The sequence below is a fragment of the Paenibacillus terrae genome (assembly GCF_000943545.1).
Taxonomy (GTDB): Bacteria; Bacillota; Bacilli; order Paenibacillales; family Paenibacillaceae; genus Paenibacillus; species Paenibacillus terrae_A.
In genome coordinates this window covers 1-23,189 of the sequence record NZ_JTHP01000041.1, presented here as the reverse complement: position 1 = coordinate 23,189, position 23,189 = coordinate 1, and the positions used below count along the sequence as shown (strand labels likewise).

Below are 23,189 nucleotides of genomic sequence, written 5' to 3'. Positions count from 1 at the left end.
ACACGCAAAAGCAGCCGCGCTGACTCTCACGCGGCTGCTTTTTATTTGCCCAATTCCAAAGAGAAGGTCGATATTCTAAAAATACAAATCCCGCTCGCCCGCTTCTAAGCGTTCCAGCTTATCAAGTGTCAAACGGCGTGCCGACTCACGCGGGATACGCTCCAAATTATCACGCAGGGCTTCAGCTCCCAGCTCACGTGCCTCTTCATCTCCATAATCCAACAGAAATTCCTGAAAAGTCAGCAGCGAATTCGGCTGGCATACATTGTGAATCTGCCCTGATTTAGCAAGCTCCATGAACCGATCTCCGGTTCTTCCTTCGCGATAGCAGGCTGTGCAATAGCTTGGCATATATCCGCCACGACACAGACTTTTGATGATTTCCATCGGCGAACGATGATCCCCGACCTCGAACTGGGGTTTATCTTCCGTATCCTGTTTTGCATAAGCCCCTACACCCGTAGCTGAACCTGCACTAATTTGTGACACACCCAGACCAATAACACGGTCTCTGTATTCCGGTTCTTCACGTGTAGACAAAATCATACCTGCATAAGGAACAGCCAGCCGGAGAACGGACACAATTTTCATAAAATCCTCGTCGTTGACCAAATACGGATAGCGCTCCAGATCCACATTTTCAGCCGGACGTAACCGTGGAACCGAAACCGTGTGAGGACCACAGCCAAACACTTCCTCCAGATGCTCAGCATGTTTAAGCATAGCTATCGTTTCATAACGGAAATCGTATAAACCATACAACACACCAATACCCACATCGTCTATCCCTGCTCGCATAGCTCGGTCCATGGCAGTCGTGTGCCAGTCATAATTCCGTTTTGGCCCTTGAAGATGATATTCGCGGTAGCTTTCGCGATGATACGTTTCCTGGAACAAAATATACGTACCAATTCCTACCTCTGCCAGCTTCCGATAGTCTTCTTCGGTTGTGGAAGCAATATTGACGTTGATTCGGCGTATGCTGCCATTGTCCACTTTAACCTCATAGATCTGACGCAGACAATCGACGATATAATCAATCGGACAATTGAGCGGATCTTCCCCCGCTTCCAGTACGAGGCGCTTATGCCCCAACTCCTGAAGCACTCTGACCTCCTCGACCAGTTCCTCCGGCGTCAAACGGCTGCGGGTAAAGCTATCATTGGTATGCTTATAGCCGCAGTATTCGCAGTTATTGACACAGTGATTACTTACATATAGAGGGGCAAACAGCACAATCCGATTGCCGTAAATCTGCTCTTTCACCGCCCGTGAGGATCTAAACATTTCCTCCAGCAGTTCAGGATCATCCACATGCAAAAGAGCCGCCGCTTCAGTTGCACTCAACCCCCGGCAAGCTCTTCCCTTCTCCAAAATGTCTAAAATACGGTTGCGATCTGTTGCTTCCTGCTTTCCCTGCTCCACCGCTGCCATAATCTCTGCCTCATTAATGAAATCCGCCGACACTTTCTCCCGTACTTCACTCACGTAGATCCATCTCCCTTATTATGGTGAGGATTTCGCAAAATCCTAATGCTTAACTACTACTTTTAGTTCAGCCCCATCATTGACTTAGGAGCTGTCGCTGCACCCTCAAACTATCGCCACGCCCCATATCGACTTCAAACCCCGCTCCACGGATGCGCAGCTCCAGGCAATGTCGACATTGGGCAGATTCATCACCCAAGCATATTTTATTTTCATAAATGGCATACTTCGGCCTCACTGCAAGTGGCGACAAATTGGGCATAACTACATTCGCCCCCGCCTGTAGCGCCTTCTCCCGACCTTGGGGATGAATCGTTCCCATCGCTGTCGATGCTGGAATAAGCGCATCTGGAACGACCAACCGGGACAACGAAACAATATCCAGCGCCTTTTCCATGCTTCCCTGACTGGCATCCCGGAGCGGCGTGTTGCTATGCGGTAAAAACGGTCCAATCCCGATCATATCCGGCGACAAGCTGTGCAAATAGACCAAATCGTCTGCCAAATCACTGTTCGTTTGTCCCGGTAAACCAACCATACATCCAGCCCCGATCTGAAATCCGATTCGCTGCAAGGCCAGCAGACGACTGCGCCTGCTTTCTATCGTCATCGTCGGATGCAGCTTAGCGTACAAACGCGGTGAAGCCGTCTCATGCCGCAGCAAAAAGCGGTCCGCCCCCGCCTCGTATAATAGCGCATAAGTTTCATCATCCCGCTCACCAATGGACAGTGTAACGGCCACATCGGTAAAACGCCTTTTGATCTCCCGAATCAGTTTCGCCAGCCGGGCTGCCGTGAACCAGTAATCTTCGCCGCTTTGCAGGACAAAGGTCCGATATCCCAGCTCATACCCCTCCGCGCAACAGGCCAAAATTTCTTCCGGTCGCAAACGATAGCGATCCGCCTGTTTATTCGAGGCCCGTAGCCCGCAATACATGCAGTCCTGACGACATATGCTGGAGAACTCAATTAATCCACGTAAAAAAACACCTTTACCGTAACGCTCCATTTTGATGCGAGCTGCCAATTTTCGTAACTGTGTCCGCACCGTCGGTTCTTCCTCCAGACGTACCAGCAGCTCCGTCATTTCCGTATGCGTCCATTCCTTGCCGTCAGCCAGACGCAGTAATAATTCGTCCGTGACTCATCCCTTCTTCCCTCGTCCATCTGGACTCCACATCGTCAGCAGCTTGTACCGTACATGTATTATTCTAGCAACATCAGAGGGAATAGAACGTGACTAGCTTCACAAAAAATCCCATTTTCTGAATATAAACTCCAGCTTCTGCCGCAAAAAATACATATTTACCGCAACAAAAAAAGCTGTTTCTCCTTTAATGGAAAAAACAGCTTCTGATCAAGCTTATTATTGAATTAAATCAACCGCCTGCTGTGGTACAAAATAATCAACGCCGTTATATACGACAACACCGTTCAGTGCTGAATTTTTACCATTTAACGTTGCGATATTTTTGTATACCATGACCACCTGTAGTCCAGCCAATATTTGCGCGTTTGCTAATGATCGGTTCGACCGCATAGGTCATGCTGCCTTCTTTGGCTTCTTTGATCGTTTTAACTTCCTCATCCGTCAGATCCGTAATTCCAAAATACGTGGACAGCAATTCTTTAATGTTGCTGCGATCTGCATCCAGCTGGCTTCCAAGCCTTCACCTGTCAGCTTCGCTTTTTTCAGCGGATCAATAAAAGAAGCTAACGGCGTTTTGTCATCGCCAGATGCAATCGCTTGTAGTCCGGAGAATAACTGCATTTTTAATCGATGTGTCCTATTCAACTGCCATCGCCGTTCCGCCGCTTACTGCTAACATCATGGTTGCTACGAGTGCAGCCACCGATTTTTTCGTATGTATCCCCCAACACTTTAACATTCAATTTCCTCCCAGACACTTTATGTACAATCAGAACTAAATTTAATCATACTTTGTCAGGAGAATGTTAAGGGGATTGTCTAACTATATTAGCGGTTCCAATATTCCAGAGAGCATCATTAAAGATGCTCTCTGGAGTATTGGTCTCACTCAAATTGCCCCTGAATTACCGATACGATACTTTCACGCAGTGCTTTGGCGTTTTGTGACTTATATGGATCAGTATTAAAAAGGATTGCATCTGCTGTGTAGTTTTCTTTTATACGTCCCAATCTGTCCCCATATCCCAAAATTTCAGCGGCGAACTCCGTGGCAGCCTGCCAGGCCTCTTTTCGAGTTAACCCACAGTCTATAAGTGTGTCTAATTCCTCAAGGTTGCGTCCATGTAACGAAGGTGTGGCAAAATCTGTACCGAACGCAATTCGTACGCCTGCTCTTTTGGCATAGCTGACAGCTTTAGGATGGGCTTCGGCGGCGCGGGCGGCGCGATCACAAATTTCCCTGTCGAGTGAAAGAACTCCAGACGGGTCTGCAGCAATACGATAGATGGAAGCAGTAGGCACAAAGGCTGTCCTGGTTTGCGCAAGCCGGTTGGCTTGATCCTCGGTCAAATACATTCCATGCTCTATAGATTCCACACCAGCGTCAATAGACCAGTCCACAGTAGGTCCGCCCCAAGTATGAACCATGACTTTTATGTTACGTGCACGGGCGCTACGCACAATAAAAGAGAATTCTTCCTCAGAAAAAATCGGGTTCAGCACTGTATCTGGCGACGACCCTAGTCCCCCCGTTGCAAGAATTTTAATCCAGCTTGCCCCGGAATCAATAATTTCTGTTACCCGCCGTTCCAAATGCTTAAGACCTCGTGCGTCTCCGGCTCCAAGCATATCACCACAGGTATAAACTCTTAAAGGCTGGCTATAATGCTGACCTATATGCTTCACTGTACTTGGCAAAAGCCCACCTGCATCACGCACCGAAGTCACTCCAGCCCGGAAAGTAGCCTCAAAGGCTTGCGCCTGCATCACTTCGATCTCCAGTTCATCCCGCTTCTCCTGGTCAGTATGATTAAAATCTGTCCATGCCAAATGCGTATGAAGGTCAATTACGCCGGGGCTAATCCATAAGTCGCCATCTGGACTATTTTGTTGCGCATACGGAGATACGGACTCTGCAATGGACGAAAAACGACCATTGCTGATCGTAATATTGAATCGTTTCCCATCAATCCCCGCCACAAATATATTATGATATGTTAGCTCTTTTTGAATGTTATTTCCCATCTTTATTCCCCCAGATTGACCTTTGGACCGCCAGCGCATGATCAGGATCTTGATGCATAAGCTCTGCAAGCGTCAGGATGGCTTCTTCAACGCTTTGCTGATTTGCCTTCGCTCCAAAATGGTTAATGCGTAAGAGTTTATGATGCAATTCCCCATCTCCGGGTGCGACAATGCCTATGGGCTGTTCGATATTGAAATGGCCGCCTTGAGGAATCCGAACCGTTGTAGTCAATGTTGAGTAGCTGTCTTTGTTCCGCTGCCACGGTTCAAGGCCCAAGGCTGTAATGCCAGCAATTGCAGCGGACGTAGTTAAACGATGACGGCGGTTGACCGCTTCCAGACCTTCTTCTTCAATTAGCTTTAAGGCCTCTATAAGCGCCCGGGCTTCCAAAACAGGGATGTTGGGAGGAACCCGTAAGGGAGTCGCACTATCATGAGGACGCTTTAGGTCAAGCAAAGACAGAATGGAATTGCGCGGCGCATTTTCGTTGGAGGCCAGAAACTCCCAGCCACGGGGAGAAATCCCCACAGCGCTGATCCCGTTAGGCCCGGATAGTGCTTTTTGCGCGCCCACAGCTACAAAATCAATTCCCCACTCGTCCATAAGCACCGGTTCGCCCCCGATTGCCGAAACTGAATCTAACACGGTTATAATGTTTGACCGACGCGCAAGATCCAATATTTCCCTTGTTGGATTGGAGCCTCCTGTGACCACTTCCGCCTGCACGAAAGAAAGCGCACATGGGTTATATCGCTCAATCGCTGCGGCGACTTCATCTACAGTTACCACTTCATCAAAAGATGTTTTGAGTTCGATGACTTCTGCTCCGCCACGCGCAAGCCAGTTACCAAAAATCGTTCCATAGGGACCTGTCACAATGTTTAGAATTGTACGGTTGGGCGCAGCTATGCCTGCTGCTATGGCTTCAATTCCCAGGATCGCCTCGCCCGGTATGATTACCGGGGATTCTTGGGTGGACAGGAGTTTGGAGAGCAAGTTAGTTAGCGTATCAAACTCCGATATTGTAAGAGGTACAAATCCTTTATTATTTTGACTCATAAATACCTCCTGCAGAATTGGATATTGGCATCTTGGGTACAGCGGACAAAAGCTCACGGCTATAGGGCGTTTCAGGATGAGAAAAGAATTTCTCCTTCGGGCTGATCTCAACCAGCTTTCCCTGCCTCATTACAGCAACAATATCGCTTATCGCATTGATAACACCCAGGTCATGAGAGATAAAAAGCATCGTAAGATTAAGCTCCGATTTGAGCGTGTTCAAGAGTTCCAGCATACTCCGTTGTACCGAAACATCCAGTGCGCTCGTTGGTTCATCTGCGATAAGTATGCTTGGCTCAACGCTTAATGCGCGGGCAATTGCTATCCGCTGACGCTGACCGCCGGAAAATTCGTGAGGGTATCTGCCAAGGGCGCTTTCATCGATGTGAACACGTGTAAGCAGTTCCCTACATCTCTTGTCCACTTGAGCGCGGTCAACAATCTTGTGAAAAAGCAAGGCTTCGGCAAGGATTTGCCTGATCGTATGCTTTGGATTTAGCGAGGAATCCGGGTTTTGGAAAACCATTTGTATTCTTTTATGCTGCTCCCGGCTCCGTCGCTTGCCCAGTACCTGAGAACCCAGCATGATCCGGCCCTCATCCGGGGCGATCAGCCCGGCTATTACCCGCGCGAGGGTAGACTTTCCTGAACCCGATTCTCCCACAAGACCAAGCGTGGTACGCTCCTGCAGCTCCAGGCTTACTTGATCAAGCGCGGTGAACTTACCATAAGCAACCGTTATATTTTCTATCCGCAAGGCTGTTTTCATAAATCAGCGCTCCTTTCAAGATCCGGGAGAGGAAGCACTGAGCTTATCAGCAACTGTGTATACGGATTTTGCGGGTTTTGTAAAAGGGGCAAAGTGTCTCCCCGCTCTATGATTCTTCCCTCTTTCATAACGCAAAGCTTTGAGCACATTGAGGAAGCTACGGCAAGATTGTGCGTAACAAACACCATGGCAAAACCCAGCTCCTTTTGAAGACGTGAAATAACGTCAAGTATTTGCCGTTGAACCGTTACGTCAAGCGCCGTTGTTGGCTCATCACAAAGAAGGATGCCCGGCTTGCACGCCAAAGCCATCGCAATAACAATACGTTGACACTGGCCGCCTGAAAGCTGGCGGGGGTAACGGTCAGTATGCTTTAAGGAATCGGGAAGACCAAGCATTTCAAGCAATTCCAAAGCTATTGTACGCGCGACCTTCCGGCTCACCTTCTGCCTGTAGTACACAACCTCGGCAAGCTGCCGGACCACCGGGCAGAGAGGGTCAAGCGCCCTTATCGGGTCTTGAAAAATCATTGCGCATCTGCCATTGCTCCTGATATTCCCGCCAACCTGTTCAATACCGGAGGGAAGCAACCCTATGATGGAGCGCAGGGTGAGCGATTTTCCAGATCCAGATTCCCCCACAAGTCCTATGCTTTCGCCCGCTTCAACTTTAAGACTCACATCGGTGACCAATTTATGATTCGATCGCGTCGCGAGCGACAAATTTTCCACTTCTAAAATTGGATTCATAGCATTCATTTTCTTCTCCATATATCTGCTAGCCCATCGCCCACAAGGGATAAGGCTATCCCCGTATATACCACCGCAAAGCCCGGGATGGCTGAAAGCCACCACTTTGTAGATATAAAGGGCTGCCCATCAGAAATCATCGTTCCCCAATCCGGAGTTGGCGGCGCAATGCCGATACCGAGATAGCCTAGCGTAACAATGGCCACAAGCAGAACAGCCATATCCGTCATAAGCACTACCACTGCTTGCGGTAGCACATTCGGCAGAAGATGGCGCAGTATGATTTTAATATTCGGGATTCCCAGTGTCTTGGCAGCGGCTATCCATTCCTGCTTGCGAAAGGATGCGCTAAGACCCTTGACCACACGAGCGTATACGATCCAGCCAACGAGAGCAAACGTAATATATATCCCCTGTTCACCCGTACCGCTTGCAAACGCCACTATAATGACAATCAAATAAAAAGGGAACGCAATAAACGTATCGGTCAAAAGCGTGATAACCGTGTCTACCCATTTACCATAATACCCGGCAAGCATTCCCAGAAACACCCCCATACAAAAAGGGATGATCTCCGCCAGCACCATAATCTTCAAATCAGTCCGTGCGGCATAGATCAGCCGTGTAAACAAATCACGCCCCAGTTGATCGGTTCCCAGCCAGTGTTCGAAGGACGGGGGTTGTAAAGTTGCCGAAATATTTTGATCAGAAGGCTGGTAGGGGCTAATAACCGGTGCGAACACTGCAATACCTATGAGTAACGCAAACATAATACTGCCCCATAAAAGAGATGGAGTATTTAGTATTTTTCCCCAAGAGCTGTTGCTATGACCCGCCTTCTGAATCTGAAGATCTAATTGCGTGCGTTTCATTGTTCTCCTTTCGTCCTGGGATCAAGATACCCAGAAGCAACCTCAATCACGAAGCCGATGATTACCACAGATATCGCACAATAAAGAGCAATCCCCTGTATAACAGGAAAATCCCGATTTGAAATGGCTGAAAATAACAGGCTTCCGATACCCTTGAGGCCAAAAACCTGTTCAATTACCAACGTGCCGCCCATCAGGTAGGCAATGTTTACGCCAAGCAGCATAAGAGCGGGAAGAGCGGAATTGCGCAGGACATGCTTTACCAGTATAACCCGGCCGGGGATTCCCGCTGCCTTCAAGGTTACAACAAAATCAGATTCCAGTACTTCCAGCATCTGCGCTCTTAAAGAACGAACGAGCGAGGGAATTTGCGACAATCCGACAGTTATCGCAGGAAGGGCGAGACTGTACAAGATTCCAAGCCAGCCCTCGCCGACTCCCCCAACGGGAAACCAGCGAAGCCGAACGCTAAATACCAGAATCAGTAGCAGTCCAACCCAAAAAATTGGCATACCGAGCGTTACAGCAGGCAAGATGCGTATCATATGATCAAGCAGTCCGTCTTTATGTGTTGCCGCAAGGGTGGCCAGCACCAGCGAAACAATGATGGCAAAAAGACAGGTCATTGCAATGAGCAGCAGCGTCACGGGGGCCCGCTCTGCAATCAACTCTCTTGAAGAAGTCTCAAAAACAATCGAAACGCCGGTATCACCGTGTGTAAAGAAATTGTGCACAAAGCCTATAAACTGCTCCCAAAGAGAACGATCCAGCCCCAACCTATGACGCATACTCTCAATAGCTTCAGCTGTGGCGTATTCCCCCAGAATCATTTTGGCGGGGTCTCCCGGCACCAGCCTTATGATGAAGAAGACTGCCACCACCACACAGATGACTACTGATGCCGCTCTTATCATAGCGCGCACAAGCCATTTGTGTGGGGAAGTTAGATTTGCAGACCATCCGGCAGACTTTTTAAATAAATTGTGGGCCGTCAAGAATCTAATTACCTTTCACACGTACATCTTCAAAACGAACGCTGTTATTGGGAAGCACGACCAGACTATCAATGGGAGAACGAACACCTTTCAGAATATCCGGATAATAAAGCGGGATGTAAGGCACCTCATCTGCAAGGATTTGTTGAAGCTTGGCGTAAATTCCCGCACGTTCTTCCCCATCAGGTGTTTTTTGCCCCTCGTGCAGGAGCTTGGTAACTTCATTGTTCGTGTAATGAGTCCAATACGACTTGCTAAAGCCTTCCGGGTCTGTCTGGAAAGCGAGGATCGAGTTGGCTTCTGGAGAATCCGCTTGTCCGCTGTTGATCATTGCCGAAAAATCATAGGCAAAGAAACGCTCGCGGAATGAGGCCAACTCAACAGATTCGATCTGGATGTCTATGCCGATCGTTTTGGCGGCCGCCTGAATAATCTGTGCCTCCTGAGTTCTTGAGTTATTTCCAGAGGCAATGAGCAATTTTGTAGAAAACCCGTTAGGGAACTTTGATTTTGCAAGCTCTGCTTTGGCAGCATTCGTATCAAAGCTGAGCGCTTTAATCGTATCGTTCGTGTTGTAGGGAATGGCTGGCGGCAAAAGCGAATTGGCTGGCTTTGCGAAACCAAAGGTAACCGCATTGGTCAATCCATTACGGTCAAGTGCCAACGCCAGCGCACGGCGAACGTGCACATCCGAAAAATGTTTGTCCAGGGTATTGAAGAACAATTGCTCTGTCACCCAGCTTCCATTGGTCGCCACCTTGGTATCCGTACCTTGTTTTAATTCATTTACATTTTCAAGAGCTACAGACTCAATAGCATCAATCGCGCCAGCCTTCAGCTGGTTAATCGCTTGGCTGTCATCTTCAATGAGCTTGTAGACAAGCTCATCGATATATGGCTTGCCTTTCTGCCAATAGTATTTATTTTTGCTGAAAGTAAGATCACCGGCAGAATCCCATTTCTTAACGACGAAGGGACCGGTACCGACCGGATTCTTGAAGAATTCTTTTTCCGAGACGCCGCCGAAATCCTTTGGAAGGATACCATTGGAAAAGTTTGAGAGTTCAGAAATAAACGGCGTATACGGCGCTTTAAGCTTAATTACGAGTGTTTTTTCATCTTTAGCCGAAAGCGAAGCCACCTTTGCAGCTATTGCAAGAGGACCTCCTACATTCAAATGACGCTGAATTGAAAAAACCGCGTCCTTGGCAGTAACTCCGGTTCCGTTTGAAAATTTCAAGCCATCGCGCAAAACAAAAGTATAGGTTAAACCATCTGCGCTTATACTGTGCGACTCTGCAAGCCAATCCACAATTGTTCCATCACTGTTAAAGGCGACCAGCGGCTCAAATACTTTGTCGATAGCAAAAGCATTATTGGATGTAATCTGATTATGCAAATCAAACGAGGTTACGGAAGCTGGGCGGCCATATGTAAAGGTTCCCCCTTCCGCGGGTTGATCAGCGGTTGTGCTTGGGTTAGTTGCGTTTGTATTTTTACCTGCATCATTTTTGGAGCCGGAGCATCCTGCCACGAGAACCAATAAAAGAAATACTAAAGATCCAACCAAAAACGGCTTCCTAAAAGATACAATAAGTTTGGACATCCCATTTTCCCCTTTTCCCCAATAAAACATATTGTTTTAATATGAATAGTATTATGGATGAACCCATTTGCCATGTCAAACAGAATTAAATACCATAATTTAAAAAATCAAAGATAAAAGTAAACATAGGGATTTTCCAGCTTGTGAACACATGGAGTTCATTTGGGATTGGGATTTTGATTCAATTATTGTATAATAAGCACATGATGTAATAGGTAAATCTTATAAGCCGACAACACTTATAAAAGCGTATAAAAGGGGTCTAAAACTCGATGGAATTCAGACAGCTTCAATACACCCTGCAAATTGCAGCGGAAAAAAACTTCTCACGCGCAGCGGAAAAGCTGCACATTGCCCAGCCTTCCCTGAGCCAGCAATTGTCCAAACTGGAAAAAGAGCTTGGGGTGCTGTTATTTCAACGCAATACAAGCGCGGTGGAATTAACACATGCAGGAGCAAGCTTTGTGGAAAAAGCAAAAAAGATCGTCGACGCCGTCGAGCAACTCCGACAGGAAATGGACGATATTTCTCAGTTGCGCAAAGGGAAGGTTGTCGTCGGCAGTATGCCTATCACGGGTTCCCATTTGCTGCCACATGTGTTGCCTGTGTTTAAGAAGGCTCACCCGGACATTGAAATTGTTTTGGTCGAGGATTCATCCATGAATCTGGAGAAAAAAACAGCCAGCGGCGATACCGACCTCAGCCTGCTTTCTCTCCCATTGGTAGAACCGACACTTTCCTATGTGCCTATCGGTGAAGAATGGATTGATCTCGCTGTTCCCCCGGGTCACCCGCTGGCTCTGCGCAAAAACGGTGACCAGCCCCAGCCAGTGCATCTGGAAGAGCTGAAAGACGAACCGTTTGTCGTCCTCAAAAAAGGGCAAGGCTTCCGAAAGCTGACGATGGACTTGTGCCATCAAGCGGGCTTTGAGCCGAATGTTGTGTTTGAAAGCACCAATATGGAAACCCTCCAATCGCTCGTAGCAACAGGGATGGGGGTAACACTCGTACCTCGTTTTATCGCCCGGGCTGCCAGCAGCGAGTTTGTTCCGGCATTGCTGCCACTGGCTGAACCGACGCCAAGCCGCACGCTGGCTATTGCATATCGGAATGGACGTTATTTATCCAAAGCCGCCGAGGCTTTTATTGAAACTTTCCGCGAAACGGTCAAACAGCTTTCCCAAAAGTAGTTCTCACGTAAAAAGACCGTCTTCCTCCCCAGCCAAAGCCAGAGAAGAAGACGGTCCCGGGACTACACCCCTATACATTACACATTTAATGTTCAGTTCCATTAGGTTCGATTACAATGTTGCTATGCTGCTCCACCTGGGTTCAACGAACCTTATTTCAAGTTCACTTGAATTCCATGTCAGCCTCGCCTGATTACCTTACACTTGCTCGGAAACTCCACTTTATCCATCCCCCATCACTTCTTTCCTTAAGGTCTCATGCCCTGGTTTCCCAAGAATGTCCTACCTCAGTTCCAATGTGCTGTGTGATCCCAAAGTGCCTGTGTCCTCGCCTTGTCGTGATCAGGGTCGCCCTGAATCTGGTGGACTTTTATCCTGATCATAGCCCATTTCGTGATTATTGCCGACAACCTGCCTATTTAAGCCTCTCGGCCGTGACAGGCCATCCCTATTCGCCAGTTCGGATCTACTTTGGTAATCCATCGTTATCAACCTCCTGGTGTCGGGATACTATTATAATACACCTATGGGCTGTATCTGAAACAGGAACGGTAATATTTATTTAACGGTCATACAGAGAAGGACGACGGTCCTCGAATACTGGAATACGCCCACGTACGTCCTGCACCAAGGCTGACTCAATCGTTCCTGTGATGATGTCTTCCTGCTCTCCGCCCTCGGCAATGATTTCTCCCCACGGATCAATAATGAGAGAATGCCCGAAGAAATCCGTATCTCCACTGCGTCCTACCCGGTTACAGGCGATGACGTACATTTGATTTTCAATGGCCCGTGCAGTCAGCAATGTGCGCCAGTGATGAAGACGGGGATGTGGCCATTCCGCAGGTACGATAAGCAGATTTGCGCCAGACAGGGCCAGACTGCGTGCTAGTTCGGGAAAACGGATGTCATAGCAGATAGACGCACCCGCCTGAATCCCTCCATCCAGCGTGAATAAAACCTTTTCCTCGCCAGGCTGCAAATATTTTTCTTCATCCATAAGCCGGAACAAATGAATCTTGGAATACGAAGCAACCTCAGCACCGGATCGGTCAAAAACGATCATCGTATTGTACACATGTCCGTCGCTTTTCTTCTCCGCGATAGATCCGGCTACCACGTTCACCTGATGAGTAGAAGCGAATGCCGATATCCATTCGCGGGTTTCCGCTCCTTCCTGATCCGCCAGCTCATGAATGCGGTCCAGCGCATACCCCGTGTTCCACATTTCCGGCAGTACAATCAGGTCCGGCTTTAATTCGGCTGTCACCGCTTGTTCCATTAACGTACGAATATGACTGCGGTTTTCCGGGGGATTCCCCAGCTCAATATGAGCTTGTATGAGTGCAACACTGAACGGCTGAGCTTCATGATACGTCAAAATCGTTCATCCTCCTTGTGAACCGGAGCTTCCGGTGATCGCTTGTCCGGCATTTTCTCCCATCATAGCCCGATCAGGCTCGGCCACGCAACCGCATAAGCCCAATCCCCTCTATACAACTTGGTTAAATCGTGATAAATTAATCCTCAAACTATTCCAAAAGGTCGTGTGAAATAATGAGTAAGTTTTCCATCCCCTCCGCTGATGTGATGAAGCAGTTGCCCACTCAATTTTTTGCCACACTCGTACAAAATGTAAACCGTGAAATTGCGGCAGGGCATGATGTCATTAATCTCGGGCAAGGGAACCCGGATACACCTACCCCACCTCATATTGTAAAAGCTTTGCAAGAATCAGCGGCTAACCCGCTGTATCATAAATATTCACCTTTTCGCGGTTACGGCTTTCTCAAGGAAGCCGTCGCCCAGCGCTATCAGGAGGACTACGGTGTGACACTTGACCCGGAAACTGAGGTCGCCATCCTGTTTGGCGGAAAAACAGGCTTGGTGCAGCTACCGCAAATTTTACTCAATCCCGGCGATGTGTGTCTCGTACCTGATCCCGGCTATCCGGATTACTGGTCTGGCGTAGCCCTGGCTAAAGCGGAAATGTCCTTTCTCCCATTAAAGGAAGAGAACCGTTTTCTGCCCGATTATGAGGCTATTTCCGAGGAAGATCGCCGCCGAGCCAAGCTGATGTTCCTCAATTATCCGAATAATCCGACCTCGGCCACCGCGCCTCTTTCCTTCTATGAGGAAACGGTTGAATTTGCGAAGCGTAATGGCATTGTGGTGGCCAGTGATTTTGCCTATGGCGCTATAGGTTTTGACGGCGAACGTCCGGTAAGCTTCCTTCAGGCCGAGGGTGCCAAGGACGTAGGTATTGAGTTTTATACCCTGTCCAAAACGTACAATATGGCGGGCTGGCGCGTCGGTTTCGCGCTCGGCAATGCCGAAATTATCTCGATGATTAATCTGCTACAGGATCATATTTATGTAAGCCTGTTTGGCGGCATTCAGGCAGCGGCGGCAACCGCTCTGACATCCTCGCAGGACTGCGTGGGCGAGCTGGTTGCACGCTATGAATCGCGCCGCAACGCTTTTTATGATGCGCTTGGGCAAATTGGCTGGAAGGCGACGCGTCCAAGCGGCTCCTTTTTTAGCTGGTTGCCCGTGCCGCAGGGCTATACCTCAGCTTCCTTTGCCGATCTGCTGCTGCGGGAAGCCAAGGTGGCTGTCGCTCCAGGGATCGGCTTCGGTAACGGCGGCGAAGGATATGTGCGGGCGGGGCTGCTAAGCTCGGAAGCTCGACTGACCGAGGCGGTTGAACGAATTGGCAAGCTGAGCCTGTTTGGTTAAGCCGTATTTTCCAGCTACAACTTCTTTGCCAAACCCGGCCTTTTCATGGTATTCTGTTACCAATATCATTTAGCGTGTTGAAGGGACTATTAAGAGAGACCCGTCCTGTTCAGAGAGTAAATTCCGATAGGCTGCAAGAATTTACCTGGACCCTCTCCCAACTCCTATCCCCGAGCGCCCTGCGCAGTCAGGCGGTTCCTGCCGTTAACAGGTTTCAAGTGGGATGATCATGAATCATCAATGAAGGTGGTACCGCGGAAGCACAAACTTTCGTCCTTTGCATACAAAGGATGAAAGTTTTTTTGTATATTCAGGATTTTGCAAAATCCTCATATTAAAAAGAGTACAAATTAAGGAAGTGGACGTCTTGTCAACACGAATCGTCATTAAAATCGGAAGCAGCTCCTTAACCGGAGTCGAGGGGGGCTTGAATCGGGAAGCCATTGCTTATTTTGCCCGCGAAATCGCTGGACTTCGTTCGAAGGGCCATGAAGTGCTGCTGGTCACATCAGGTGCAGTCGCCGCTGGGTTTCGTGAAATCGGGTACCCGTTTCGCCCCAAGCTGCTGCATGAGAAACAAGCGGCGGCAGCCGTAGGTCAGGCGCTGCTTATGCAAGCCTATCAACAGGCTTTTAGGGATTATGGCTTGGTGAGCGCGCAGATCCTGCTGACACGCAGTGACTTTTTGAGCCGCAAACGGATGAACAATGCTGGAATGACCGTAGAAGAACTGCTGCGCCAGCAGGTCATTCCGATTTTTAACGAAAATGATACTGTGTCAATTGACGAATTGAAATTTGGTGATAACGATATGCTGTCTGCGCTGGTCGCCAATCTGGTCAAGGCACAGCATTTGATCATTATCACAGATACCGATGGCGTATATACGGCAGACCCGCGCAAGCATCCGAACGCCGTACGTTTTGAACGCATCGACGAGATTACCGAGGAAATTTATGCATTTGCTGGAGGTTCCGGGTCAGCTGTAGGGACTGGCGGTATGCGATCCAAGATCGAAGCTGCCAAAGTCGCCACACGCGGCGGTGTGCCTGTGTTTGTAGGACGCGTCAACGCAGACGGCGATCTGGATGCCGCCGTGGAGGGACACGGGCCGGGGACTTATTTTGACACCCACCTCTCTTCCCTCCCGATGAAAAAACAATGGCTTGGCTTCATGTCGACGCCGCTCGGTACGGTGCATGTAGACCAGGGAGCTGAGGAAGCACTGGTGAATGGTGGTCATAGCCTGCTTCCTGTTGGCGTACGGCGCGTGGAAGGCAGCTTTCATGCCGGAGATGTCGTTGAGGTGCTGGGGCCGGAAAATAAGGTATTGGGGCGCGGCATTGTCAATTATGACGATGGACAGCTTCGAAGCGTACAAGGTTTACCAAGCGGCGAGGTTGTGGGCAAAATCGGTCCCATTCACCGGCTTGAGGTGATTCACAGGGATGAATGGATTACATTATAAATGCGGGGAGGCCGTAACATGAGTGAATTAACGACGAACACAGCCACAACAGATGAAAGCCAGTTCAGTGAAGTACGCGCCAAAGCGACTCTGGCCAAAAAAAGCGCCGGGGTCATGAACCGACTGACGACAGTACAAAAAAATGAAGCGCTACTCGCCATGGCTGAAGCACTGGTAAATCATACGGAAGAGCTGATTGCAGCGAACAAAAACGACTTGGAGCGTGGACGGGAACTGGGAACGTCGGAATCGCTGCTCGACCGCCTCAAGCTGACCGAGGACCGTATCGGGGCCATCGCCGAGGGCTTACGCCAAATTGTGGAGCTGCCTGATCCGGTTGGTGACACGCTGGAGCATATCGAGCGTCCAAACGGTCTGCGTATTGAGAAAATACGTGTGCCGCTAGGTGTCATTGGCATCATCTATGAAGCGCGTCCTAATGTGACGGTAGATGCTGCGGGCCTGTGTCTGAAAACAGGAAATCCGGTTGTGCTTCGTGGTGGCTCGGCTGCCCTGTTTTCCAACCGCAAAATCATTGAAGTTCTCCAACAGGCGTTGGACACAACTGCTGTACCGCGCGATGCGCTTCAGCTCATTGAAGATTCAGACCGCGCCTCTGTCAATGAAATGCTCACGCTGAACGGTTTGCTGGATGTGATCATTCCACGCGGCGGGCGCTCGCTTATTCAAAATGTTGTTCAGAATTCTACTGTGCCTGTCATTGAAACCGGAGCTGGTGTGTGCCACACCTATTTGGACGCTACGGCAGATACACAAATGGCTGAGGCGATTACGCTGAACGCCAAGGTGCAAAGACCGTCCGTATGTAACTCCATGGAAACACTGCTCGTTCACTCGGATTATGCACAGGTATATCTGACGAGTTTGGCAGAACGTTTTCGTGAGGCCGGGGTCGAGCTACGCGGCTGCGCACGGACACGGGAACTGGCTCCCTGGGCTGTTCCAGCCACAGAAGAGGATTATGGCACCGAGTATAATGATTACATTATGAACATCAAGGTCGTAGACCATTTGGACGAAGTGCTGGAGCATATTGCCCGGTACGGTACGATGCACTCGGAGTGTATTGTGACCGCAGATGAAGCCCATGCCGAACGTTTTCTGCAAGAAGTGGACGCGGCAGCCGTGTATCACAATGCCTCCACCCGCTTCACGGATGGCTTTGAGTTCGGATTTGGTGCCGAGATCGGGATCAGTACGCAAAAATTACATGCCCGCGGTCCAATGGGACTGCCTGCGCTGACTTCAACCAAATATCGTGTGTACGGTACTGGACAAATCAGGGAATAATATCATTTATCAATCCGTATCCTTGGAGGTTATGAAACCATGTGTGAATCACAAACAAAGGCTTTAATTCAAGAGCAAATTACGTTTTTCGGAGCAGGCTCGATGGCAGAGGCTATTATCCGCGGGATGATGGCCCGTTCCGTTGTCAAACGTGGCGGTATTACGGTCATCAACCGCAGCAATCAGGCACGCCTGGAGGAACTTCAACAGCAATATGGGGTGTTGTTCCAAACCGAGGATGCCGCCAAAATCGAGCTGCTGCGCCGTTCTCCCGTGATTGTGCTTGCCATGAAGCCCAAGGATGCTGCACAAGCCCTTGGACAGCTCGGTCCGCTCCTGTCAGATGGGCAGTTGATCATTTCGGTGATCGCCGGACTATCCATTCGTACGATGCAGACGTTGCTTGGCCGCAAGCAGCCCATCGCCCGGACGATGCCGAACACATCCAGTTCGATTGGACTGGGAGCCACAGGCATCAGCTTTTCCAAGGAGATTAGTGAAGAACAGCGTAAAAACGTACTTACGATATTCGAATCTGTAGGTACCGTAACGGTTATAGAAGAAGAGAAAATGGATGTATTGACCGGAATTTCCGGAAGCGGCCCTGCCTATGTCTACTACTTGATGGAAGCCATGATTGCCGGGGGAATCCGTGGTGGCTTGACTCCTGAGCAAGCGCACGAACTGACAGTGCAAACGGCACTTGGAGCGGCACGCATGGTACAACAAACCGGGGAGGAGCCTTCTGCCCTGCGCCACAAAATCATGTCGCCCAACGGCTCGACGGTAGCCGCGTTGGAAAGGCTGGACAAAGGCGATTTCTACGAAACGGTCATTGCGGCGGTACAACGTTGTGCTGAACGATCCCGTGAGATGGGAGCGGTACTAAAGGAGGGAATTGAATGAGCTATTGCTTAGCGACCTACCGGGTATACGATGACAAAGCCGATTTTAATAAAAAGGCCCAATCCATTGCCATCGGCATGACGGTGGGCAGCTGGACTGAGCTGCCGCAAGCCAAGCGGGACGCGATGCAAAAGCATCTCGGCTCGGTTCAATCTGTGGATGTTCACGATGGAGGGCCCGGTGAACGATATGCCGACCTGACTATTGCTTACCCGGATGTAAATTTCAGCCGGGATATTCCCGCACTGCTGGTGACGGTCTTCGGCAAAATTTCGATGGACGGCCGTATCAAGCTGACGAAGCTGAGTTTCTCGGAAGCATTCCGTTCCGCTTTTCCGGGGCCTAAATTTGGCATCAGCGGCTTGCGTGAGCAGCTCGGCGTATATGACCGTCCACTGCTAATGAGCATTTTCAAGTCAGTGATTGGTCTTAATCTGGACGAGCTGAGCGAGCAGTTTACCCGACAAGCCCTGGGCGGCGTCGATCTGATCAAGGACGACGAGATTTTGTTTGAAAATGCGCTGACGCCGATTGAAAAACGCGTCGCAGCCTGCATCAAAGCCGCCGAAGCGGCTGAGCGTGAAACCGGTAAAAAGCTGCTGTATGCAGCTAATTTAACTGGACCAACCTCGCAGCTCAAAGCGCAAGCCCTCAAGGCCATCGACGCAGGCGCAAATGCCCTGCTGTTCAACGTGCTGGCCTATGGCTACGATGTGCTGCATGAACTAAGCAGTGATCCCGCTATCTCGGTGCCGATTGCAGCCCACCCTTCGTTAGCGGGTGCTGCTTATCCGTCACCGCATTATGGTATTTCGGCATCGGTGCTGCTCGGTCAGCTCATGCGACTGGCAGGAGCCGACCTCGTGCTCTTCCCTTCTCCTTACGGCTCGGTTACGATGCCGCGTGAGGAAAACATGGCGATCCGCGATGAGCTGATCACCCCTGAGCTGCCGCTAAAGGCCAGCATGCCTGTGCCATCCGCAGGGATTCACCCCGGCCTGGTGCCGTTAATTGTGCGTGATTTTGGCACAGATGTTGTCGTGAACGCCGGGGGCGGCATTCACGGCCATCCGCTCGGCACCGAAGCAGGCGGACGCGCCTTTGTGCAGGCGATTGAAGCTGTGCGTCAGGCTGTGCCGCTGGCGGAATACGCCCGCACGCACCCCGAACTGCAGTCCGCGCTCGACACGTGGGGAGGTGAACGATGAGTACAGCGAAGAAGCCCGTCATTTTTTGCGATTTTGATGGGACGATTACGAACAGTGACAATATTGTCGCCATTATGAAGCATTTTCAGCCTGCGGGCTGTGAGGCCATCATGCATGATATCGTGAACGGACACACGTCCATTCGTGAAGGCGTTGGTGCCATGTTCGCTCTGATGCCCTCGGCGCAAAAAGATGTAATCATTTCTTATGTACTTGGACAAGCTGGTATACGCGAGGGCTTTGCCCGCTTTTTGGATTATGTACGGGAACAGGATATTGAATTTTTTGTCACCAGCGGCGGTATTGATTTCTTTATTGATCCTCTGCTGGAGCCTTTCGACATTCCACAGGATCACGTTTACTGCAATGGTGCCAATTTCTCGGGGAATCACATTGAGATTACGTGGCCGCATACATGTCAGGAACCGTGTACGAACGACTGCGGTATGTGCAAAACAACCGTGATTCGCCAATACCCTGCCGAACAGTACGAACGAATTTTGATCGGGGACAGCCTGACGGATTTTGAAGGAGCCAAAATTGCCGACCTCGTGTACTCCCGCTCGCACCTGACTTTAAAGTGTCAGGAGTTGGGCGTGCCGCATGTGCCCTTTGAAACATTTGACGAAATTATCAAGGATTTAAAGCAAAAACAGGAGCAAGGAGTGCTGTAAATGGGCTTTAGCTTGGCAGACATTACGTTGGAAGAAAAACGCCGTGCACTGGAAGAACTCGCTGATGTCAAGGAGCTATTCGCATCTCGCAACTGGTTCCCTGGCACGAGCGGCAATTTGTCGATACGGATCGGGGATTTTCATCCTGAACAATTTTATTTTGCAGTTACTGCCAGCGGTAAGGATAAAACCAAGCGGACACCGGAAGATTTTCTGTTCGTGGACCAGTTCGGAAAAGCGGCAGAAGCCACGAGCCTCAAGCCGAGCGCCGAAACGCTGATTCATTGCGAAATTTACCGCCTGACAGGCTGCGGAGCCGTTTTCCATGTGCATACGGTGTTCAACAATCTGATTTCCGAATATTACGGGGAACAAGGCTCTGTACCTGTGCAAGGCATTGAACTCATTAAGGCTTTTAACATTTGGGAGGAAAATGCAGCGATTGACATTCCCGTACTGCCAAATTACGCGGATATTGCTGCGATTGCCAAGCTGGTGCCAGGTATGCTGAATGATCAGGTACCGGGGATCTTGCTGCGTAACCACGGCATTTATGCGTGGGGGCGTGATGTGTTTGAGGCTAAAAAGCATCTGGAGGCGTTTGAATTTTTGTTTGAAGCGACATACCGCTCCCTGCTGATGAGACCTTAGTTATGAAGAATAACTTACTACATGCGCGCCTACTTTAATTGAAAAGTGCAAATTGAATGCAGAGAACGTAGCCCCAGCGAAAGCAGGGGAGCGTTCTCTTTTTATTACATAGAAGAGCAGCCTTGGACGTGAAACAAAAGTCCCGACTGCCTTTGTATCATTATTGAACCCATTTGATCATTTCAGGATGCTTCTCAGACTTTGTGCAGCTTCACGTGGGGCTTCTGCCCATGAGATGGCTGAAATGACTGCTATACCATCTGCTCCTGCCTGTAGGACGTTTGTTGCGTTGTCCACCGTAATGCCGCCAATGCCTACCAGCGGAAGGCTTGCACCACCTGCACGTAGCCTGCGGACCAGCTCCGGTCCCTGCACAGGATGTGCATCCAGCTTGGAACGAGTCGGGAACATCGGCCCTGCGCCCCCATAATCAGCGCCAGCGCGTACCGCCTGCTCCGCTTCTGTTAGACTGTGTACCGATACGCCGATGATTTTGTCGCCCATTCGGGAGCGTACGTGGGCTGCAGGCTCGTCATCTTGTCCAAGATGGACACCGTCTGCATCCACAGCCAAAGCAAGCTGGACATCATCATTGACGAGAAATGGAACATCATACTGATGGCATAGCCTCCTGGCGGCTTGAGCGAACTCGTGCAAGCGACTTCCCGTTAGACAGTCCGCACCCTTTTCACGCAATTGAAAAAGGGTCACACCTCCCTGCAACGCTTCCTCCAAAACCATCAGCGGATCACGGCCGCAATTCACACTGCCCATGACCAAATAAAGACGCAGATGCTCCCGCATACGCCCTATATCAACTCTTGGCATCGCTTTGTTCCTCCCTCATGGCCCTGCTCCATACAGACGCCCCTTCTCCTGTCCAGCGTGCGTTCCATGCCCAATGGTTCGTTGGTCCATGCCCACAGCCGATACCCAAGCCCTGCTCAATCGCCGCCTGTATAAAAGCCTTGGCCGTCTGAGCCGCCTCGGGTACACTTCGTCCTGCCGCCAATCCAGCCGCCAGCGCCGCTGAAAAGGTGCAGCCCGTTCCATGGGTATGCGGGGTATGAATTCGGGGGCCGTCCAGTTCGGTAAAATTGCGCCCGTCGAACAACAAATCCACCGACCGATCCGCTTCCGCGCTGTGTCCTCCCTTGATGATCACGTAGCCGCTCCCTAAATCAGCCAGCATTCGAGCCGCTTCCTTCGCATCCTCACGACTAGAGAGAACTAGTCCAGTCAACGCCTCCGCTTCCGGAAAATTCGGGGTGACTACCTTTGCCAAAGGTAATAAATACGATTTTAGCGTTTCCACTGCCTCATCTTGAAGTAGAGAAGTTCCGCCCTTGGCGATCATTACCGGGTCTACGACAACATTAGGCCACCGAAACTGGCGAATTTGCGCGGCTACCTGACGGATGACCTCAGCCCCTACGAGCATACCCGTTTTAACGGCATCAGGGGATAAATCCGTACCTATGGACTGTAATTGAGCTTCCACCATGGGAACAGGGACAGGATGAACAGCTTGTACACCGCGTGTATTTTGAGCAGTAACTCCCGTCAGGACAGACATGCCGTACACGCCCAGCTCCTGAAAGGTTTTTAAATCAGCCTGTATGCCTGCGCCCCCTCCGCTGTCCGAGCCTGCAACGGTCAATGCTTTGTACACCGTATGGGTCATAGTTGTGGCCCCCTGACAACGTCTTGCCGCTTCCAATTCTGCCACTCATCCTGAATCTGATTTTTGGTATAAAGTAAAATGAATTTCAATATCAAGCGAACCCTGCTCCTTTGATGACAGGAGCCTGCGCTTCTTTCCAGCCGAGAGATATGGTTTTCAGCATGCACATGCTCAAGTGTATAAAACAACAAAAAAACACTATGCAAAAGCAGAGTGTTCCTACACTAAGGTCCCTGCGCTGGCATTATCCAACAGGTTCATACGGTCTACGACAGAATAGTCGTACTCTCAGCTTGCTTCCGCAGGCTCCCGTGCTATTTTTTTTATAATCGTAACCCTTTATGCTGTAAAAAGCAACGTCCCCTATTGGGGACGCTCCAGCCTGAATTGCTCTCCCAGCTTTGCATAATCATTGCCGGCCAAACGACTCACTGGACGCAGCTCCTTGGCGATTATGTATGTATTTTGATACGCTTCCTCGGACAAATGATACTGCACCACGCGCCCGATCAGCAGATCGCAGGCAGGTGCGCCCTCTGTGCCCCCCAGCGGTATCGCCTGCTCCAGGACACATTCCATGCGTATTTTCGCTTCAACCACGCCAGGAACCACAATTTTTGTGCTTTTTATCGGCGTAAGTCCGG

General features: G+C 50.0%; 21 protein-coding genes and 2 pseudogenes. 8 read left to right on the top strand and 15 right to left on the bottom strand.

Features of this window, described 5'->3' with window-relative positions; genetic code table 11:
- Positions 1-75: 75 nt before the first annotated feature.
- The 10 genes and pseudogenes from hydG to QD47_RS18625 all read right to left on the bottom strand — a co-directional run bounded on the left by hydG (position 76) and on the right by QD47_RS18625 (position 10,714).
- Positions 76-1,488: a [FeFe] hydrogenase H-cluster radical SAM maturase HydG gene (gene hydG / locus QD47_RS18670; protein WP_044647555.1), complete on the bottom strand. Its 1,413-nt coding sequence runs from the start codon at positions 1,486-1,488 to the stop codon at positions 76-78.
- 76 nt (positions 1,489-1,564) lie between these two features.
- Positions 1,565-2,608, bottom strand: a complete 1,044-nt coding sequence (hydE, locus tag QD47_RS18665; protein ID WP_268794255.1) for a [FeFe] hydrogenase H-cluster radical SAM maturase HydE — start codon at positions 2,606-2,608, stop codon at positions 1,565-1,567.
- 246 nt (positions 2,609-2,854) lie between these two features.
- Positions 2,855-3,244, bottom strand: a pseudogene (locus QD47_RS33940) (hypothetical protein); the annotation flags it as partial.
- A 279-nt stretch (positions 3,245-3,523) separates the two neighbouring features.
- Complete coding sequence (locus QD47_RS18655) at positions 3,524-4,663, bottom strand: amidohydrolase family protein (protein WP_044647552.1); 1,140 nt, start codon at positions 4,661-4,663, stop codon at positions 3,524-3,526.
- Positions 4,653-5,723 carry a pyridoxal-phosphate-dependent aminotransferase family protein gene (locus QD47_RS18650; RefSeq protein ID WP_044647551.1) on the bottom strand — a complete coding sequence of 357 codons (1,071 nt, stop codon included), beginning with the start codon at positions 5,721-5,723 and terminating at the stop codon, positions 4,653-4,655. The genes QD47_RS18655 and QD47_RS18650 overlap by 11 nt, the downstream gene beginning before the upstream one ends.
- Entirely contained in the window at positions 5,710-6,492 is a 783-nt protein-coding gene (locus tag QD47_RS18645; RefSeq protein WP_044647550.1) for an ABC transporter ATP-binding protein, read from the bottom strand. The genes QD47_RS18650 and QD47_RS18645 overlap by 14 nt, the downstream gene beginning before the upstream one ends.
- Entirely contained in the window at positions 6,489-7,262 is a 774-nt protein-coding gene (locus tag QD47_RS18640; RefSeq protein ID WP_052646802.1) for an ABC transporter ATP-binding protein, read from the bottom strand. The genes QD47_RS18645 and QD47_RS18640 overlap by 4 nt, the downstream gene beginning before the upstream one ends.
- Positions 7,247-8,113, bottom strand: a complete 867-nt coding sequence (locus tag QD47_RS18635) for an ABC transporter permease (protein WP_152643825.1) — start codon at positions 8,111-8,113, stop codon at positions 7,247-7,249. Before QD47_RS18635 ends, QD47_RS18640 begins: the two co-directional genes overlap by 16 nt.
- Complete coding sequence (locus tag QD47_RS18630) at positions 8,110-9,036, bottom strand: ABC transporter permease (RefSeq protein ID WP_412177984.1); 927 nt, start codon at positions 9,034-9,036, stop codon at positions 8,110-8,112. The genes QD47_RS18635 and QD47_RS18630 overlap by 4 nt, the downstream gene beginning before the upstream one ends.
- A 76-nt stretch (positions 9,037-9,112) precedes the next feature.
- On the bottom strand, positions 9,113-10,714 hold the full coding sequence (locus QD47_RS18625) for an ABC transporter substrate-binding protein (RefSeq protein ID WP_044647547.1): 1,602 nt from the start codon (positions 10,712-10,714) through the stop codon (positions 9,113-9,115).
- 272 nt (positions 10,715-10,986) lie between these two features.
- Between QD47_RS18625 and QD47_RS18620 the strand changes: the two genes are divergently transcribed.
- The gene (locus QD47_RS18620; protein WP_044647546.1) at positions 10,987-11,904 is read left to right on the top strand and encodes a LysR family transcriptional regulator; all 918 of its coding nucleotides are present in this window, start codon (positions 10,987-10,989) and stop codon (positions 11,902-11,904) included.
- Between the two features lie 342 nt (positions 11,905-12,246).
- On the opposite strand, the gene QD47_RS32580 is transcribed toward QD47_RS18620, so the two are convergent.
- Positions 12,247-12,387: a hypothetical protein gene (locus tag QD47_RS32580; RefSeq protein ID WP_200893464.1), complete on the bottom strand. Its 141-nt coding sequence runs from the start codon at positions 12,385-12,387 to the stop codon at positions 12,247-12,249.
- Between the two features lie 79 nt (positions 12,388-12,466).
- Positions 12,467-13,285 (bottom strand): carbon-nitrogen family hydrolase, encoded by an 819-nt coding sequence (locus QD47_RS18615; protein WP_044647545.1) that lies wholly within the window; start codon positions 13,283-13,285, stop codon positions 12,467-12,469.
- A 176-nt stretch (positions 13,286-13,461) separates the two neighbouring features.
- Between QD47_RS18615 and QD47_RS18610 the strand changes: the two genes are divergently transcribed.
- The 7 genes from QD47_RS18610 to QD47_RS18580 all read left to right on the top strand — a co-directional run bounded on the left by QD47_RS18610 (position 13,462) and on the right by QD47_RS18580 (position 20,861).
- Positions 13,462-14,643 (top strand): pyridoxal phosphate-dependent aminotransferase, encoded by a 1,182-nt coding sequence (locus QD47_RS18610; protein ID WP_044647544.1) that lies wholly within the window; start codon positions 13,462-13,464, stop codon positions 14,641-14,643.
- A 367-nt stretch (positions 14,644-15,010) separates the two neighbouring features.
- Positions 15,011-16,111: a glutamate 5-kinase gene (gene proB / locus QD47_RS18605; RefSeq protein ID WP_044647543.1), complete on the top strand. Its 1,101-nt coding sequence runs from the start codon at positions 15,011-15,013 to the stop codon at positions 16,109-16,111.
- Between the two features lie 18 nt (positions 16,112-16,129).
- A complete protein-coding gene (locus QD47_RS18600; RefSeq protein WP_044647542.1) occupies positions 16,130-17,422 on the top strand; it encodes a glutamate-5-semialdehyde dehydrogenase in 1,293 nt (430 codons plus the stop codon).
- A gap of 39 nt (positions 17,423-17,461) precedes the next feature.
- Complete coding sequence (proC, locus tag QD47_RS18595) at positions 17,462-18,328, top strand: pyrroline-5-carboxylate reductase (RefSeq protein ID WP_044647541.1); 867 nt, start codon at positions 17,462-17,464, stop codon at positions 18,326-18,328.
- Positions 18,325-19,536, top strand: a complete 1,212-nt coding sequence (locus QD47_RS18590) for a 2,3-diketo-5-methylthiopentyl-1-phosphate enolase (protein WP_044647540.1) — start codon at positions 18,325-18,327, stop codon at positions 19,534-19,536. Before proC ends, QD47_RS18590 begins: the two co-directional genes overlap by 4 nt.
- Positions 19,533-20,210, top strand: coding sequence for a 2-hydroxy-3-keto-5-methylthiopentenyl-1-phosphate phosphatase (locus tag QD47_RS18585; RefSeq protein ID WP_044647539.1), 678 nt, complete (start codon positions 19,533-19,535; stop codon positions 20,208-20,210). The genes QD47_RS18590 and QD47_RS18585 overlap by 4 nt, the downstream gene beginning before the upstream one ends.
- A complete protein-coding gene (locus QD47_RS18580; protein ID WP_044647538.1) occupies positions 20,211-20,861 on the top strand; it encodes a methylthioribulose 1-phosphate dehydratase in 651 nt (216 codons plus the stop codon).
- A gap of 177 nt (positions 20,862-21,038) precedes the next feature.
- Here QD47_RS18580 and thiE read toward each other — a convergent pair whose 3' ends face one another.
- From thiE to QD47_RS18565, 3 genes and pseudogenes are all read right to left on the bottom strand, one after another.
- The gene (gene thiE / locus QD47_RS18575) at positions 21,039-21,689 is read right to left on the bottom strand and encodes a thiamine phosphate synthase (protein ID WP_044647537.1); all 651 of its coding nucleotides are present in this window, start codon (positions 21,687-21,689) and stop codon (positions 21,039-21,041) included.
- Positions 21,676-22,545 carry a bifunctional hydroxymethylpyrimidine kinase/phosphomethylpyrimidine kinase gene (gene thiD / locus QD47_RS18570; protein ID WP_044647536.1) on the bottom strand — a complete coding sequence of 290 codons (870 nt, stop codon included), beginning with the start codon at positions 22,543-22,545 and terminating at the stop codon, positions 21,676-21,678. The genes thiE and thiD overlap by 14 nt, the downstream gene beginning before the upstream one ends.
- Positions 22,546-22,908: 363 nt before the next feature.
- Positions 22,909-23,189 (bottom strand): annotated as a pseudogene (locus QD47_RS18565) (flavin reductase family protein); the annotation flags it as partial.

Coding starts and splice junctions, on each gene's coding strand:
- QD47_RS18655 (WP_044647552.1), bottom strand. CDS start 4,663: ATGGGAAATAACATTCAAAAAGAGCTAACATATCATAATATATTTGTG.
- QD47_RS18650 (WP_044647551.1), bottom strand. CDS start 5,723: ATGAGTCAAAATAATAAAGGATTTGTACCTCTTACAATATCGGAGTTT.
- QD47_RS18645 (WP_044647550.1), bottom strand. CDS start 6,492: ATGAAAACAGCCTTGCGGATAGAAAATATAACGGTTGCTTATGGTAAG.
- QD47_RS18640 (WP_052646802.1), bottom strand. CDS start 7,262: ATGGAGAAGAAAATGAATGCTATGAATCCAATTTTAGAAGTGGAAAAT.
- QD47_RS18635 (WP_152643825.1), bottom strand. CDS start 8,113: ATGAAACGCACGCAATTAGATCTTCAGATTCAGAAGGCGGGTCATAGC.
- QD47_RS18625 (WP_044647547.1), bottom strand. CDS start 10,714: ATGTCCAAACTTATTGTATCTTTTAGGAAGCCGTTTTTGGTTGGATCT.
- QD47_RS18620 (WP_044647546.1), top strand. CDS start 10,987: ATGGAATTCAGACAGCTTCAATACACCCTGCAAATTGCAGCGGAAAAA.
- QD47_RS32580 (WP_200893464.1), bottom strand. CDS start 12,387: ATGGATTACCAAAGTAGATCCGAACTGGCGAATAGGGATGGCCTGTCA.
- QD47_RS18610 (WP_044647544.1), top strand. CDS start 13,462: ATGAGTAAGTTTTCCATCCCCTCCGCTGATGTGATGAAGCAGTTGCCC.
- QD47_RS18600 (WP_044647542.1), top strand. CDS start 16,130: ATGAGTGAATTAACGACGAACACAGCCACAACAGATGAAAGCCAGTTC.
- proC (WP_044647541.1), top strand. CDS start 17,462: ATGTGTGAATCACAAACAAAGGCTTTAATTCAAGAGCAAATTACGTTT.
- QD47_RS18590 (WP_044647540.1), top strand. CDS start 18,325: ATGAGCTATTGCTTAGCGACCTACCGGGTATACGATGACAAAGCCGAT.
- QD47_RS18585 (WP_044647539.1), top strand. CDS start 19,533: ATGAGTACAGCGAAGAAGCCCGTCATTTTTTGCGATTTTGATGGGACG.
- QD47_RS18580 (WP_044647538.1), top strand. CDS start 20,211: ATGGGCTTTAGCTTGGCAGACATTACGTTGGAAGAAAAACGCCGTGCA.
- thiE (WP_044647537.1), bottom strand. CDS start 21,689: ATGCCAAGAGTTGATATAGGGCGTATGCGGGAGCATCTGCGTCTTTAT.
- thiD (WP_044647536.1), bottom strand. CDS start 22,545: ATGACCCATACGGTGTACAAAGCATTGACCGTTGCAGGCTCGGACAGC.